Origin of the sequence: Thermicanus aegyptius DSM 12793 (assembly GCF_000510645.1) — a bacterium.
Lineage (GTDB): Bacteria > Bacillota > Bacilli > Thermicanales > Thermicanaceae > Thermicanus > Thermicanus aegyptius.
Window position 1 is genome coordinate 1,611,135 of record NZ_KI783301.1, and the last position, 14,842, is coordinate 1,625,976.

13 protein-coding genes are annotated in these 14,842 nt (G+C 47.0%); all 13 read left to right on the top strand.

Annotated elements, in window-relative coordinates:
- Positions 1-7 precede the first annotated feature (7 nt).
- The 13 genes from THEAE_RS0108655 to lepA all read left to right on the top strand — a co-directional run bounded on the left by THEAE_RS0108655 (position 8) and on the right by lepA (position 14,835).
- Entirely contained in the window at positions 8-1,567 is a 1,560-nt protein-coding gene (locus THEAE_RS0108655; protein WP_028987187.1) for a 2-isopropylmalate synthase, read from the top strand.
- A complete protein-coding gene (gene leuB, locus THEAE_RS0108660) occupies positions 1,564-2,661 on the top strand; it encodes a 3-isopropylmalate dehydrogenase (RefSeq protein WP_028987188.1) in 1,098 nt (365 codons plus the stop codon). Before THEAE_RS0108655 ends, leuB begins: the two co-directional genes overlap by 4 nt.
- Positions 2,658-4,097, top strand: a complete 1,440-nt coding sequence (gene leuC, locus THEAE_RS0108665; protein ID WP_028987189.1) for a 3-isopropylmalate dehydratase large subunit — start codon at positions 2,658-2,660, stop codon at positions 4,095-4,097. Before leuB ends, leuC begins: the two co-directional genes overlap by 4 nt.
- Positions 4,075-4,686: a 3-isopropylmalate dehydratase small subunit gene (leuD, locus tag THEAE_RS0108670; protein WP_028987190.1), complete on the top strand. Its 612-nt coding sequence runs from the start codon at positions 4,075-4,077 to the stop codon at positions 4,684-4,686. Before leuC ends, leuD begins: the two co-directional genes overlap by 23 nt.
- 344 nt (positions 4,687-5,030) lie before the next feature.
- Positions 5,031-7,205, top strand: coding sequence for a molybdopterin-containing oxidoreductase family protein (locus THEAE_RS0108680; RefSeq protein ID WP_028987192.1), 2,175 nt, complete (start codon positions 5,031-5,033; stop codon positions 7,203-7,205).
- A 5-nt stretch (positions 7,206-7,210) separates the two neighbouring features.
- Positions 7,211-7,750 carry a 4Fe-4S dicluster domain-containing protein gene (locus THEAE_RS0108685; RefSeq protein WP_028987193.1) on the top strand — a complete coding sequence of 180 codons (540 nt, stop codon included), beginning with the start codon at positions 7,211-7,213 and terminating at the stop codon, positions 7,748-7,750.
- Positions 7,751-7,755: 5 nt separating this feature from the next.
- On the top strand, positions 7,756-8,661 hold the full coding sequence (gene nrfD, locus THEAE_RS0108690) for an NrfD/PsrC family molybdoenzyme membrane anchor subunit (protein WP_028987194.1): 906 nt from the start codon (positions 7,756-7,758) through the stop codon (positions 8,659-8,661).
- A gap of 89 nt (positions 8,662-8,750) precedes the next feature.
- Positions 8,751-9,965, top strand: coding sequence for a 4Fe-4S dicluster domain-containing protein (locus THEAE_RS0108695; protein ID WP_028987195.1), 1,215 nt, complete (start codon positions 8,751-8,753; stop codon positions 9,963-9,965).
- Positions 9,966-10,018: 53 nt separating this feature from the next.
- Entirely contained in the window at positions 10,019-10,648 is a 630-nt protein-coding gene (locus tag THEAE_RS20485) for a TorD/DmsD family molecular chaperone (protein ID WP_052329873.1), read from the top strand.
- A gap of 203 nt (positions 10,649-10,851) precedes the next feature.
- Complete coding sequence (locus THEAE_RS0108705) at positions 10,852-11,079, top strand: WYL domain-containing protein (RefSeq protein ID WP_005584151.1); 228 nt, start codon at positions 10,852-10,854, stop codon at positions 11,077-11,079.
- A 97-nt stretch (positions 11,080-11,176) separates the two neighbouring features.
- On the top strand, positions 11,177-12,433 hold the full coding sequence (locus THEAE_RS0108710) for a replication-associated recombination protein A (RefSeq protein ID WP_028987196.1): 1,257 nt from the start codon (positions 11,177-11,179) through the stop codon (positions 12,431-12,433).
- A 107-nt stretch (positions 12,434-12,540) separates the two neighbouring features.
- Positions 12,541-12,882: a histidine triad nucleotide-binding protein gene (locus tag THEAE_RS0108715; RefSeq protein WP_028987197.1), complete on the top strand. Its 342-nt coding sequence runs from the start codon at positions 12,541-12,543 to the stop codon at positions 12,880-12,882.
- A 135-nt stretch (positions 12,883-13,017) separates the two neighbouring features.
- Positions 13,018-14,835 (top strand): translation elongation factor 4, encoded by a 1,818-nt coding sequence (gene lepA / locus THEAE_RS0108720; protein ID WP_028987198.1) that lies wholly within the window; start codon positions 13,018-13,020, stop codon positions 14,833-14,835.
- The last annotated feature ends 7 nt before the right edge of the window (positions 14,836-14,842 follow it).

Here is a 14,842-nt window from a genome sequence, read left to right on the forward strand (position 1 = left end):
GGAGAAGATGCGGAGGGTAGAGATTTTTGATACGACCTTAAGAGATGGAGAGCAATCGGCCGGAGTAAATCTTCATCTCCATGAGAAATTGGAGATTGCCTATGCGCTGGAACAATACGGGGTAGATATCATGGAGGCAGGTTTTCCGGCCTCTTCCCCCGCAGAGTTTCAGGCTGTGAAACGAATTGCGAAAGAGATTCGAAATGTAAGTGTGGCAGGATTGGCCCGATCCGTAGAGAAGGATATCGATCAGGCATGGGAAGCCTTAAAAGAGGCGAGCAACCCCCGTATTCATATTTTTATCGCCACCTCTCCCATCCATATGGAGTATAAATTACGCATGAAACCGGAAGAGGTGGTGGAAAACGCCGTTCGAAGCGTCCGGTATGCCAGCCGCTTTTTCTCCAATATCGAATGGTCTGCGGAAGATGCGACACGTAGCGAGTGGGACTTTCTCGCCAAAATCATTACCCAGGTGATTGATGCGGGGGCGACCGTGATAAATATCCCGGATACGGTGGGATATACCCAGCCTCAGGAGTATGTGGGACTGATCCAGTATCTGAAGGAGCATGTGCCCAATCTTTATCGGGTAAAGCTTTCTGCCCACTGCCATGATGACCTGGGATTGGCGGTAGCCAATACGCTAGCTGCCATTCAGAGCGGGGTAGACCAAATTGAAGGAACCATAAACGGAATCGGCGAACGGGCAGGAAATGCTTCCCTAGAGGAGATCGGCGTGGCCTTAAAGGTTCGCCAAGATCATTATCAGGTAGAAACAGGACTTCGGATTGACCAGACGATTCGCATCAGCAAACTGGTGAGCAAATTAACCGGGATGCCTGTTCCGCCCAACAAGGCGGTGGTTGGGGCCAATGCTTTCGCCCATGAATCGGGAATTCATCAGGATGGGGTCTTAAAAAATACCTTAACGTATGAAATTATCTCACCGGAGATGGTGGGTCTCTCAAGCAATAAGCTGGTATTAGGGAAACATTCCGGCAGCCACGCGTTTCGGGAGAAATTGACGGAACTTGGTCTTAAGCTCAAGGAAGAGGATATTCTACGTCTATTCTCCGCCTTCAAAGAATTAACAGGAAAGAAAAAAGAGATTACCGATGATGATATCCTTGCTCTGGTGGTTGAAAATGCCAACCCAGGACAGAAATATGAATTCAATTTCCTTCAGGTCTCTTATGGCTCCAACATGATTCCTACAACCACCATAGGCATGACGACCCCTTTGGGTGAGTTCAAGCAGGAGTCCGCAACGGGGAAAGGAAGTGTGGAGTCGATCTTTAATGCCATCGCAAAGTTGGTTGATGAGAAGATTGAACTCCTCGATTATCGCATTCAGTCAACCACCGGGGGAGAAGACTCTTTGGCTGAGGTATATGTAAAGGCGAAGATCGGTTCCATGACCACGAGTGGTCGGGGGGTAGATAACGATGTCCTTTATGCCTCTGCGAAGGCCTTTGCCGATGCAGTGAACAGGGCTTATATGAAGAGAAAGATCGACGAAGAGAATTCCGAAACAGTACAGGATAAGGGGGTTATTGCCCATTGAAGAAGATCGCCCTCCTTCCCGGAGACGGGATCGGTCCAGAGATAACCAAAGAAGCGGTACTTCTTATGGAAGAAGTCGGAGCAGTCATCGGAGAAACCTTTCAATTTCAGGAAGGGGCGATAGGAGGGGGAGCTGTTGATCGGTACAGCACCCCATTGCCTGAAGAAACCATTCGGTTGTGCCAACATAGTGATGCCATCCTCATGGGAGCGGTGGGAGGTCCCAAATGGGATCGCCTACCGGGCCACTTACGACCGGAAACAGGTCTTTTGGGAATCAGAAAGGTATTAAATGTATTTGCGAATCTTCGCCCCGTTCATCTATTTCCCTCCCTTTCCTCTTCTTCCCCGTTAAAGGAAGAACGAGTAAAAGGACTTGATCTCATGATTGTACGAGAGTTAACAGGTGGGATCTATTTCGGCCAGCCCAAGGAGCGCAGAACGGTAGAGGGGAAAGAAGTGGCGGTAGATACCCTAACGTATACGGAAGATGAGATCGAAAGAATTCTCCACGTTGCTTTTAAATTGGCGCGAAAGAGAAAAAAAGAGGTTCTCTCCGTCGATAAGGCTAATGTTTTGGAAAGCAGTCGCTTGTGGCGGGAGAAAGCGGAACAGGTGGCACTAGCGTATCCCGACGTTACGCTTACGCATATGCTGGTCGATTCAGCCGCCATGCAATTGGTTTTGAAGCCGAACACCTTTGATGTGATCGTGACCGAGAATATGTTTGGCGATATCTTAAGCGATTTAGGCGGAGCCTTAGCCGGTTCCCTCGGGATGCTTCCGTCAGCCAGTTTGAGTGAAAATGGCCCCAGCCTCTATGAACCGGTTCATGGTTCTGCTCCGGATATAGCGGGGAAGGGAATCGCAAATCCCGTAGCCATGTTTTTAACCGTAAGCATGATGATGGAGCTTTCCTTTGGATTCACAGAGGTGTCCCGCTGGATTAACCAGGCGGTGGAAGAAGCGCTTGATGAGGGATATCGGACGAAGGATCTCACAGTCGGAGATGAGAAGTGGGTAGGAACTGAAGAGATGGGTCGTGTGATCCGGGAAAAATTCCGAACGCTGGCGAAAGGAGAACGAAATGGATGACATCAAAAACCATGTTTGAAAAGATATGGGAAAATCACGAAGTGGCAAGAGCAGAGGGAGGTGGAGTTCTTCTCTATATTGATCTTCATCTCATTCATGAGGTCACCTCTCCTCAAGCCTTTGAAGGCTTGCGAATGGCCGGACGTAAGGTGAGAAGACCGGATCTCACCGTTGCAACCATAGATCACAATGTTCCCACGGTTGATCCCTTTGATCTTAGGGATCCAATCGCGAAGAAACAGATCGAAACCCTTCAAAAAAATTGTAAAGAGTTTGGGATTCCTTTATACGACCTGGAAAATATGGAGCGGGGAATTGTCCATATCATCGGTCCGGAATTAGGCTTAACCCAGCCGGGGAAAACCATCGTTTGCGGTGACAGTCATACCTCGACCCATGGCGCATTTGGAGCTTTGGCCTTCGGCATCGGAACAAGCGAGGTGGAGCATGTCCTTGCTACCCAAACCCTCTGGCAAAATAAACCAAAGTCGATGAAGGTAGAGATCACAGGGACCAGAAAACCCGGCATTACGGCGAAAGATGTCATCCTCGCCCTCATCGCCCGCTTTGGTGTCGATTTCGGCAGAGGATATGTTTTGGAATATACCGGAGAAGTAATCCGCAACATGAGCATGGAAGAAAGAATGACGATCTGCAACATGTCCATCGAGGCCGGGGCCAGGGCCGGCATGGTCGCTCCGGATGAGGTGACGTATGCCTACTTAAAGGGGCGTCCCTTCGCTCCCAAGGGTGAAGAATGGGAACGTGCAGTCGCCTACTGGAGGAGTTTAACGACCGATGCAGGCGCCTCCTATGACCAGGAGATCTCCTTTGATATTTCGGATTTAGAACCGCAGGTCACTTGGGGGACCAATCCGGGCCAAGGGATATCGATCCGTGAAACCATCCCGGATCCGGCGTTTATCGAAAATGAAGAGGAAAAACAGACGGTCATCCAATCCCTCGAGTACATGGGACTTAGACCGGGCATGAAAATGACCGATGTGGAAGTGGATTACGTATTTATCGGTTCTTGTACCAATGGGCGTCTTGAAGATTTACGGGCTGCTGCCCAAGTGGTAAAAGGAAAGAAAGTCTCTCCCAAGGTGACCGCTATCGTGGTTCCAGGTTCTAAAGCGGTAAAAAAAGCGGCAGAAGAGGAAGGTTTAGACAAGATCTTCATCGAAGCCGGGTTTGAATGGCGTGAACCGGGTTGCAGTATGTGCTTGGCAATGAATCCCGATGTGGTCCCTCCGGGAAAGAGATGTGCTTCCACTTCAAATCGAAACTTTGTAGGAAGGCAAGGAAGAGATTCTAGAACTCATTTGGTAAGTCCCCCCATGGCTGCGGCGGCTGCCGTGAAAGGGAAATTTATCGCCGTTGAGGATTTGGAAAAGGAATGGAGGGAGAAAGGTGAAGCCCTTTACCGTGCATGAAGGACTCGTAGCCCCTTTGGACCGTTCTAACGTAGATACGGATCAGATTATCCCGAAGCAGTTTCTAAAGAGAATTGAACGTTCCGGTTATGGACAATTTCTTTTTTACGATTGGCGCTTTAAGGAGAATGGAGAGGAGAATCCTGATTTCGTCCTGAATCAGCCGGACTTTCGTAATGCGACCATCCTTTTATCCAGACAAAATTTTGGAAGTGGTTCTTCGAGGGAACACGCTCCTTGGGCCTTGGCTGATTACGGGTTCCGGGTGATCATCGCCTCCTCTTTCGCAGATATTTTTTATAACAATTGTTTTAAAAATGGGATTCTTCCCGTCCAATTAACTGAGAAAGAAATTGATTGGCTCTTTCAAAGGGCAGAGAAGGGAGGGCTTATCTTGAAGGTAGATTTGGAGAAGCAAGTTGTCCTCGCAGAGGAAGGGGTTCAGTTTTCCTTTACCGTGAACCCGGTTCACAAAGAGAGGATGTTAAAAGGATTAGATGAGATTGGGATAACTGAGTCTTACGAAGAGCAAATCGCCTCCTATGAAACCTCACGCCTTATGGTCTTTCATTATATGAACCGTGATTAATCATCCTGTAAAAGCATATCAAAGCGATCCATACGATAAGAGTGAAGAATGGAGCGGCCATTTCGATCTATCACTGCTGTTAATTTTGCATCTATTATCACTTGCTTCCATCTTGTCAGGTGAGAGGATAAAAAAATGACAATTATGTATAAAAAATGACTCACATTCAAAGCCAATCCTGAAATGGGATTGGCTTTTTTCCTTGTTTCCAAAGAAACATATGCCCGGTAGATATGAAAGGAATGTTCTAAGAGATGCTTATAGCGCAATCAAAAGGTTTTATTACCTGGACGTTTTCTGAGAAAGTTAGAATGAAAGTAGAACGTAGCAAAGGAGGAAGAGCTATGATCCCGAACCGGATATCACGCAGGACCTTCTTAAAAGCTTCTGCGGCTACCGCTGCCCTTTTATCCCTTGGGACTTTTGAATTGGAAACTTGGCAGCGCTTAAATGCAGAACGCGAAGGGGAAGTAAAGGTAACACCGACCCTGTGTAACGCCTGTTCCAGCAAGTGCGGAATTAAGGTGTACACAAAAAACGGGAGGCTTTGGAAAGTAGAAGGCCATCCCGATCATCCCTACAGCAAAGGGAAGATATGTGCCAGAGGCCATGGTCTAGGAACGTTGGCCTATTCTCCGGACCGAATTAAAGAGCCTTTAAAGAAAAATGGAGAGGGGAAATTTGAGCCGATCTCTTGGGAACAGGCTTATCAGGAGATTGGGCAGAAACTGAAAGAGATTGTGGCAAAGGATGGTCCGGAGAAGGTGGTTTATGTAGAGGACCCAAGGCCCACCGGAAAGTTCTACGGTCCGAGATTTTTAGCTGCGATCGGATCCCCCAATTATTTTAACCATTTGACGGTTTGCTCCAATGCGAGAGATACCGGGTTTCTACACACCATTGGTGCGGTTCCCGGTTCCGACATCGCCAATAGTAAATATATCCTGTTCATCGGGAGGAGCTATGGTGACGGCGTTCGTCCCGCATCCGTTCAAGCCTTGGTCCAAGCGAAAGAAAATGGCGCTCATGTGGTCATTGTAGACCCGCGGTTAAACAATACGGCACCATTGGCTGACGAATGGCTCTCCATACGCCCTGGAACCGATTTGGCCCTGGTCCTTGCCCTTTCCAACGTACTGATTGATGAAGGGTTATATGACAAAGAGTTTATTGCCAGATATGCGGTGGGATTTGAAGACTTTGCGAACAAGGTATCTTCTTACACTCCTGTATGGGCGGAAAAAATCACCGGCATTCCAAAAGAGACCATCACGCGAATCGCCAGGGAGATGGGAAAGTCGAAACCAAAGGCGGTGATTGAACAATCATGGCGGGGGGGATTTGGTTGCACCTATGCAAACAGTGTCGACACCGGAAGGGCGGTCGCTCTCTTTAATGCTTTGCTGGGGAATTTTCAACAGCCCGGCGGTTATATTTTTGGGAAACCGCCTCAGCTAGGGAAGCTGGATCCTACGCGTCATCCGGAACCTGGAAAGAGTTCTCTTCCCCGTATCGACCAGGAATTTTCGCTGGTAGATCCCCATAACGGAGTAGCCAGCATTCTTCCTAAGAAAATTGAGGAGGGGAAAGTGAAAGCGGCCTTCATCTGCCAAACCAATCCGGTTCGAGGCTATACCAACCCAAAAGTTATGGCGGATAGTTTAGAGAAATTGGAACTCATGGTAGTTATTGATGTGCTGATGTCTGAAACCGCCCTTGTTGCCGATTATGTTCTACCGGAGCCAAGCTATTTGGAACGGGATGATGTGATCGAAGGAATTTCAGGGGGGAAACCCGCTATTGCCCTGCGCCAGAAGGTAATAGAAAAGGTTTATCCCCATACCGTCCCTGCAGATCAGATCTTTACCGAGATTGCTAAAGCGGCAGGAATCGGAGAATATTTTAATTTTACTTTAGAGGAGTTAAATAGAGCACTCCTAGCCCCACTCTCGATCTCCTTGGAAGAACTTCGGGAAAAAGGGACGATCGTTCTGAATGACCCGGTGAAGATGGGGGAGGTTCCGAAATTAAAAACTCCTTCGGGAAAAATCGAATTTTATAATGAAAGCTTTAAGAAAGCAGGCTTCTCTCCCGTAGTAGAATGGAAGGAACCGTTGGTGAAACCTGAACAAGATTCCTTCCGCCTGATCACCGGAAAACAAAGTTTCCACACCCATGCTTATACGGTAAATCTCCCTTATCTCCTGCAGATCACCAAAGATTACGAATCAGAGCGACTCTGGATGAACCGGAAACGGGCCGAGGAGATGGGATTGAAGGATGGAGATTTAGTGGAAGTCTCCTCATCGGAGGCGACGAGTAAAATCCGCATTAAGGTGACCGACCGCATTCATCCGGAAGCTCTCTTTATCCCCTCTCCCTATGGAAATTACTCCCCCTACCTCACACTCGCCAAAGGGGTTGGATTTAGTTACATGGATCATGTACCCTATCGCATCGATCCAATGGGGGGGACCTCCATGATACATGAAGTGATCGTTAAGATCAGAAAGGTGTGAAGCAAATGGCACGTTATGGGATGCTGATCGATACCACCAAATGTATCGAATGTTTCTCTTGCCGAGTTGCTTGTCAGATGCAAAACGGATTGCCTCCGGAAGAATCGTTTATTAAGTTTTACGGACAGGAGGAGGGGACCTATCCCCATGTTTCTTATTATACGGTACCTGTTCAATGCCAGCATTGTGAAAATCCCCCTTGTGTAGCCAATTGTCCGACCGGCGCCAGCTATCAAACGGAGGAGGGGGTTGTCCTCGTCAATGAAGAAAAATGCATAAGCTGCAAGTATTGTATGGTTTCCTGCCCCTATCAGGCCAGGGTCGTCAGCGAAAAAACAGGCGTTGTAGAAAAATGCCGTTTCTGCATCGAAGAAGTAAGGCAGGGGAAAGAACCGATTTGCGTCACAACCTGTGTGGGGAATGCCAGAATCTTTGGAGATCTGGATGATCCAAACAGTGAGATCGTAAGGGCGATTGCCAAGAAGAAGGCGAAGCCTTTGCGCCCTGATCTAGGGACGAAACCGAAAATTTTTTATGTGAGGTGATGGGAATGGTTTGGGGTTCAATCATTGCATGGTATCTTTTCTTGGCAGGGGTAAGCGCCGGAGCTTACTGCACTGCGGTTTGGGTCGGTTGGAAATTCCCCCAAGCGGTTACGATACAGCGGACAGGTTATTATCTGGCTCCTCCTTTATTGGCCGCCGGGCTCCTTCTTTTAGTCATAGATGCGGAGGCGGGGCTCTTTCACCCTTGGCGCTTTCTCTATCTCTTTACAAATGTTCCAGGTTCCATGATGACGGATGGCACCTATATCATTTCAATCTTTATGCTCATTACTCTCTATCAAGCATATCTTACTTTTCAAGGTAAAAAAGCTCCAGGATGGATGACAGGTGTGGGCCTTCTGTTCGCCTTCGGGACTGCGGCCTATACCGGTCTTCTCCTCGGTGTGGTAAAAGCAGTCCCCTTGTGGAACACATCCATCTTGCCCGTTCTTTTTACCGTCTCCGCTCTATCCACCGGGATCGCCATGACGGTACTCCTTGCTACCTTGACGGACCAGAATGCCTGTAGCCAATTAATAAGCTTAAAAAAAATTCACTTTGGGCTTATGATCTTAGAAGGACTGCTTATCTTTATCATGGTTTACATCACCTCTTCGGCGAATGAAACTGCCTTTCAATCCGTCATGTCCCTTCTGACCGGGGAATGGAGTTTATGGTTTTGGATTGGTCTCATCGTTGTGGGCCTTCTTATTCCCCTGTTGTTGGAGGGATTGGAACTCTTTCATTCCCGCTCCTTGCAAGTCACACCTGCCGGTGTGGAAGCGACGGCAAGCGGTACGGGGAGCAGCCCTTTTGCGTTAACCATCGCGACCGAGGGATTCGTCCTGATCGGCGGTTATCTACTTCGTTTCCTCTTGTTGGCGGCCGGCACCTTTGTTACGCTCTTCTAGGTAAGATTTAGAGAAAAGTATGGGTGTGAAAGGAGAAAACGGACATAAATAGAGCCCAAGCCAAAAAATTTGTAAGGGGAGGGAGGAAGATGGGGATCTTAGATCTCCTGGAGAGTGAAAAAGTACATCTTACGGAAGAAGCATGCCTTAATTATTTAAACCGCATGGAGGTATGCCACATCTGCATCTCCTCTTGCCCTAAAGAGGCCCTCTCTCTCACCCATTCTGCCAAAAATCCCATTTCTTATCATTCTTTTTCCTGCAACGAGTGTGGGGCCTGTGTTGGAACATGTCCCACACTCGCCTTTGATTTTCCTCACAAACCCTATCTTTCTATTCTGGAGCAAATAAAGAAACATCCGGACCGCTCCATCACATGCGAACAAGACATAACACATCCAAACGGAATTAAAGTCCCATGTTATCTCTACCTTGATCTCACACTCTTGGGAAGCTTTGCGGAGAGGAAAGAGAGAATTACCTTTTCCCTTTATCCCTGTTTAAGTTGTAATAAGGGAGAGAAAGAGCAGATAAGGCATCATTTTGAAAAACTTCAAGGAGAATTGGATCGTTTATGCTGTAAAACACGCATTTTCCTTACCGATAAAGCCCTTCCGAAGGAGAAAGAGAAACCAGTGGAAGGAATAAGTCGGAGAGAGCTGCTTAAGATGCTCTCCCCTTCCAATCTGCGGGAACAATGGAATGAGCGATGGAAAGGGGGGAAGAAGAAGGAGGATCTGCTTCCTCTGAGGGAAAGGATGATCTTAAAAAGGAAAAGAGTTTTAACCTTAATAAGTTCGATGAGAAGGGAAGATCGCCCGAATGCTCCGTCTGATCTGCATGAGGAAGATTTGATTCAAGAGAGAGGAATCTCTGTTAAATCCCAAAGAAAGCAAAATGGCCATAAAAATGATCCCAATTGGGAATCGATTGAGATGAATCGTGTCGGAGCTCAGATCTCGGTCCGGATTGATGAAGAGTGTGACGGTTGTGCCGTTTGTGAGAAAATCTGCCCTACCGGAGCTCTTTATTGGGAAGAAAAAGATGGAGAGAGCCATCTTCAATTTCAGAGTGAATCATGTGTATATTGCAGGAAATGTACCCAATGCCCGAAAGGAGCGCTTCGCCTTATAATTTCAACCCATGACCGTACCGGGAAACAGCATCTTGTCAGGGGGAGACTTCCTTCTTTTTTACGTAAAATTTGTTCTAATTGCGGACAAGAATTTAGAACAAGGGGAATCGAAGAAGAATGTGAGGTGTGTCGCAAACGGAAGATGGATCCTCGTTTTTTTGCCCTTTGACCTAGGGTTAAAAAGGCCCCCAGCGAGGATGGCCGATGAAAGGAGGTAAAGGCATGCATCTTATTCCTATTTCTCCCTTAGAAGCGAAAGGAGAACTTTATTTAACCTTTGCCGAGTTTTATAAGGAACCCACGCCGGAATTTTTTGAAGAAGTTCATCAGGGAATGACCGAAGCATGGATGAAAGAGAAGATGTATGAAGGAGGATATCCAACTCACGAATTTCATTTAAAAGACCACTTTTCGAGTTACGAAGAGATGAAGGTAGCATATGACCGCTCTTTTCGAGGCATCGTAAAGCCCTATGCTCCACCGATCGAATCGGTTTATAAAGAATGGACCTTGGATCCTACGGTGGAGTTGCAGATCGCCCGCAGCAAGGGGTATCTCTTAGGCGATTCTGCCTTGCACATGAGATACCTGTATAAACTGGCTCGAATAGAAATTCCGGAAAATTACTCCGGCATGCCGGATCATTTAAGCCTTATTCTAGAATTTCTCTCTCTTCTTTTCAAAGAAAAAGAGGAACAATTGTGGAAGGGATTTATTTCAGATCATCTGGATTGGTTGGGAGAGTTTGAAAAGGCGTTGCAGTCCATCGAGGCGCCATACTTTTACAGGGAAGTTACATCTCTCTTGCGTCATTGTATAGAGGCAGAATCAAATGCCTCCAACCTTCATTAAGTTCGCTTACGCAACCAATTGAACAAGTTTTATAAGACGGATATATCCTTTCTTTCTCATGGGTAGAAACTCCCTTTATGAGAATGAAAGGATTTTTATATTGAAAAGAATCAATTTAGGATACAGGAACAAATGTTTTACTTTTTCTTCACAGTGATATATAATGGAAACAGTAGTTCTTGTTTTCAGGAGTTTGATGGAAGATGCGAGTTCTCTTAAGGAAAGCCTTATCCCAACAACTCCCCATTGAAGTGATCTACCTGGATGAAAAAGGCCTTCTCACCCAACGGGTCATTCAGGTTTATCACTTTGACGACACTCATCTCTTCGGTTATTGTTTTTTACGAAGGGAACCGCGAACCTTTCGCCTTGACCGGATTTTAGCCATGGCTGAGACAGGGAAAAAACGGAGCAAGAAGATCCCTGTTTGATGGATACGTATGGTACCGCCCAACTCTTTATAGCTACGATTCTGTTATAATGAAGGTAAAAATCCATTTCGTGATACCGAGCAAAGAAGGGAAAACCATGGATCTGTTTGATTATCAGCCTAATCGATTGTCCGTTCCTCTGGCAGAAAAGATGCGTCCCCGTACCTTGGAGGAGTTTTATGGGCAAAAGCATCTGCTAGGGGAAGGAAAACCTTTGCGAGAGCTGATCGAAAGGGATCATCTTCTCTCTATGATCTTGCAAGGTCCTCCATCGACCGGGAAAACAAGTCTTGCCTATTTGATTAGGGATCGTACCCAAGCGGATTTTATCCAGCTAAACGGGGTTAGCCTTACCACAAGTGAGCTTCGAGAGACGATGGAGCGGGCCAAGGAGAATCGCCGATTGTACCGGAGGAAGACGATCCTCTTCATCGACGAGATCCATGCGTTGAAGTCGAATGTACAGATGACTCTTCTCCCCGTTGTGGAGGATGGAACGATCATCTTAATCGGGGCGACCACGGAGAGCGTCATGCATGATCTCATTCCACCTCTCGTCTCCCGCTGCAGGGTCTTTCAACTTAAACCGCTATCAAAAGAAGAGATGAAGGAAATCCTCCTTAAAGCAATTGCCGATGATGAGAGGGGATTAGGGGAACTAGGAGTAACCATAACCGAAGAAGCCCTGCATTACCTTATAGACATTGTAGATGGAGATATTCGTAGTGCCCTCAATACCTTAGAAATGGCCGCTTATTCGGTAAAAGAGGGAAAGAAGATTACCCTTGACACGGTGAAGGCGGCTTTGGCGGTTCGGATTACAAAAACCTCGACCACCGATTTTTATGATCTGATTTCGGCCTTCATTAAATCGGTCCGGGCAGGGGCCACCGATGGAGCCTTGTATTGGCTTGCTCGCCTTCTTTACATTGACACTGACCCCTTATACATCGCCCGTCGACTGGTCATTTCCGCCGCGGAGGATATAGGTATGGCCAATCCCCATGCCCTTCAAATGGCGGTGGCGGCGAAACAGGCGGTGGAATTTATTGGAATGCCGGAAGCGAGAATCCCGTTAGCCGAAGCAACCATTTTCTTATGCGAAAGTCCTAAATCGAATTCGGCTTATAAGGCAATCGGCCATGCTTTAGAATGGGTGAAAGAGAACCCTTCCCAACCTGTCCCAGATCATTTGAAGAACAGCACCGGTTTATACGTAAATCCGATTGACCATCCAGGTACAAAACTCACATACCTTCCCACAGCGATGGAGGGGGTTACGTTTTACCGACCGCAAAATTCCGGCATTGAAGAACGAATATATGCCAAATACAAAAGGGAGAATAGGAGATAGTGTGTGGCACGGAGGATAAGAATTCTCTTAAAGGATGGATGTGGACATAGCATCTTTTCAGGGAATAGGCTATAATGAAAGGGAATCTTCGCAAGGGGAGTGAAAAGATGGGCGACTGTATTTTTTGTAAGATTATTGACGGAGAGATTCCATCCAAGAAAGTATATGAAGATGATCGGGTTGTCGCTTTCCATGATATTAATCCGATTGCTCCCGTACATGTACTCGTCATTCCGAAAAAACATATTCCCTCCTTATTAGACCTTAAGGAGGAGGACAAGGAACTGGTCGGTTACCTTCATCTTGTCATCCAACAGGTGGCGAAGGAGATGGGAGTGGATCGGGATGGTTTCAGGGTGGTTACAAATACAGGACTTCATGGACAGCAGACGGTCTTCCATCTTCACTACCATCTCATCGGCGGCAGGCAGTTACAGTGGACCATGTGATTGGAAAACCTATGAAGAGACGAAACCGAAGCTTCGATGATCCCGGATTTACACCGGGTTTTTCTTTTATTGCTCAACGTTTAATCATTTTGATATAATTCTCTGTATGAATTTACCCATCAGGGGGTTTTTTCTATGTCGGTAAATCATAATGAACGGCAGAAGCGAATCCGCAATTTTTCCATTATCGCTCATATCGACCATGGTAAATCGACCTTAGCAGACCGTTTGCTTGAATTTACGGGAGCTTTAACGGAACGGGAGATGGAGGACCAGTTCCTGGATCAATTGGATTTAGAGAGGGAGCGCGGAATTACCATCAAGTTAAATTCCGTTCGTTTAACCTATAGAGCAAAAGATGGGGTCGAGTACATCCTTCATCTCATTGATACCCCCGGTCATGTGGACTTTACCTACGAAGTATCCAGGAGTTTGGCTGCCTGTGAAGGGGCCATTCTGGTGGTGGATGCTGCCCAAGGGATTGAAGCTCAGACTTTAGCCAATGTATATCTCGCGTTGGAGAACGATCTGGAGATCGTTCCGGTGATCAATAAAATTGATTTACCCAGTGCAGATCCTGAAAAAGTGAGGAGGGAAATTGAAGATGTGATTGGTTTAGATGCAAGTGAAGCGGTCCTCGCATCGGCGAAAGAAGGAATTGGCATCGAAGAGATCCTGGAACAAATTGTTAAGAAAATCCCTGCTCCGTCCGGCGATCCCAATGCTCCTTTGCAAGCCCTGATCTTCGACTCTCTTTATGATTCCTATCGCGGCGTGGTTGCCTATATTCGAATCGTAAATGGAACGGTTAAAGTAGGCGATAAGATTAAGATGATGGCGACGGGAAAAGTCTTTGAAGTGAGTGAGGTGGGTGTTTTTGCACCGTATCCAATGCGGGTGGAGGAACTATCCGTCGGGGATGTGGGATTTATCACCGCGAGCATTAAATCGGTAAAGGATACACGGGTTGGAGATACCATCACCCATGCCAACCGTCCAGCCGATGTCCCCCTTCCCGGGTACAGAAAAGTGACTCCCATGGTCTTTGCGGGCCTATATCCCGTCGAGACGGACGACTATAATAACTTAAGAGATGCGCTCGAAAAACTTCAACTAAATGATGCGGCCCTTCAATTCGAGCCGGAAAGCTCTCAAGCCTTGGGCTTTGGTTTTCGCTGCGGTTTTTTAGGGTTACTCCACATGGAAATCATTCAGGAACGCTTGGAACGGGAGTTTAAAATTAACCTGATTACCACCGCTCCCAGCGTTGTTTACCGGGTAACAAGGACGGATGGGAGCATCGTCGAGATCGACAACCCTTCATTGATGCCCGAAACCTCCAAAATCGATCATATTGAAGAGCCCTATGTGAAGGCAACCATCATGGTACCGAATGCTTATGTAGGGGCTGTGATGGAGCTAAGCCAAAATAAGCGGGGCGAGTACAAAGATATGCGTTACTTGGACGAATCGCGGGTCCAAATTACCTATGAAATCCCTTTGGCGGAAATCGTCTATGATTACTTTGACCACTTGAAATCGAGCACGAAAGGGTATGCTTCCCTTGATTATGAGCTGATCGGATATCGTCCGTCCAATCTGGTGAAAATGGATATCCTCTTAAACGGAGAAGCGGTAGATGCTCTTTCGGTCATCGTTCATAAGGACCGTGCTTATGCCAGAGGGAAGGCACTTTGTGAAAAATTAAAGGATCTCATCCCCCGGCAGATGTTTGAAATCCCCATTCAGGCAGCGATCGGCAATAAGGTCATCGCCCGAGAAACCATTAAGGCCATGCGGAAAAACGTCTTGGCCAAATGTTACGGCGGAGATGTCTCCCGAAAAAGAAAGCTCTTGGAAAAACAAAAAGAAGGGAAAAAACGAATGAAAGCAGTAGGAAGCGTCGAGATTCCCCAAGAGGCTTTCATGGCCGTTTTAAAAATGGATGAGTAAGGGAGCA

Bases quoted from the DNA above. Each gene is read 5' to 3' on its own strand.
- leuC (WP_028987189.1), top strand. From the start codon at position 2,658: ATGACATCAAAAACCATGTTTGAAAAGATATGGGAAAATCACGAAGTG.
- THEAE_RS0108710 (WP_028987196.1), top strand. From the start codon at position 11,177: ATGGATCTGTTTGATTATCAGCCTAATCGATTGTCCGTTCCTCTGGCA.
- THEAE_RS0108685 (WP_028987193.1), top strand. From the start codon at position 7,211: ATGGCACGTTATGGGATGCTGATCGATACCACCAAATGTATCGAATGT.
- THEAE_RS0108655 (WP_028987187.1), top strand. From the start codon at position 8: ATGCGGAGGGTAGAGATTTTTGATACGACCTTAAGAGATGGAGAGCAA.
- lepA (WP_028987198.1), top strand. From the start codon at position 13,018: ATGTCGGTAAATCATAATGAACGGCAGAAGCGAATCCGCAATTTTTCC.
- THEAE_RS0108705 (WP_005584151.1), top strand. From the start codon at position 10,852: ATGCGAGTTCTCTTAAGGAAAGCCTTATCCCAACAACTCCCCATTGAA.
- nrfD (WP_028987194.1), top strand. From the start codon at position 7,756: ATGGTTTGGGGTTCAATCATTGCATGGTATCTTTTCTTGGCAGGGGTA.
- THEAE_RS0108715 (WP_028987197.1), top strand. From the start codon at position 12,541: ATGGGCGACTGTATTTTTTGTAAGATTATTGACGGAGAGATTCCATCC.
- THEAE_RS0108680 (WP_028987192.1), top strand. From the start codon at position 5,031: ATGATCCCGAACCGGATATCACGCAGGACCTTCTTAAAAGCTTCTGCG.
- THEAE_RS0108695 (WP_028987195.1), top strand. From the start codon at position 8,751: ATGGGGATCTTAGATCTCCTGGAGAGTGAAAAAGTACATCTTACGGAA.
- THEAE_RS20485 (WP_052329873.1), top strand. From the start codon at position 10,019: ATGCATCTTATTCCTATTTCTCCCTTAGAAGCGAAAGGAGAACTTTAT.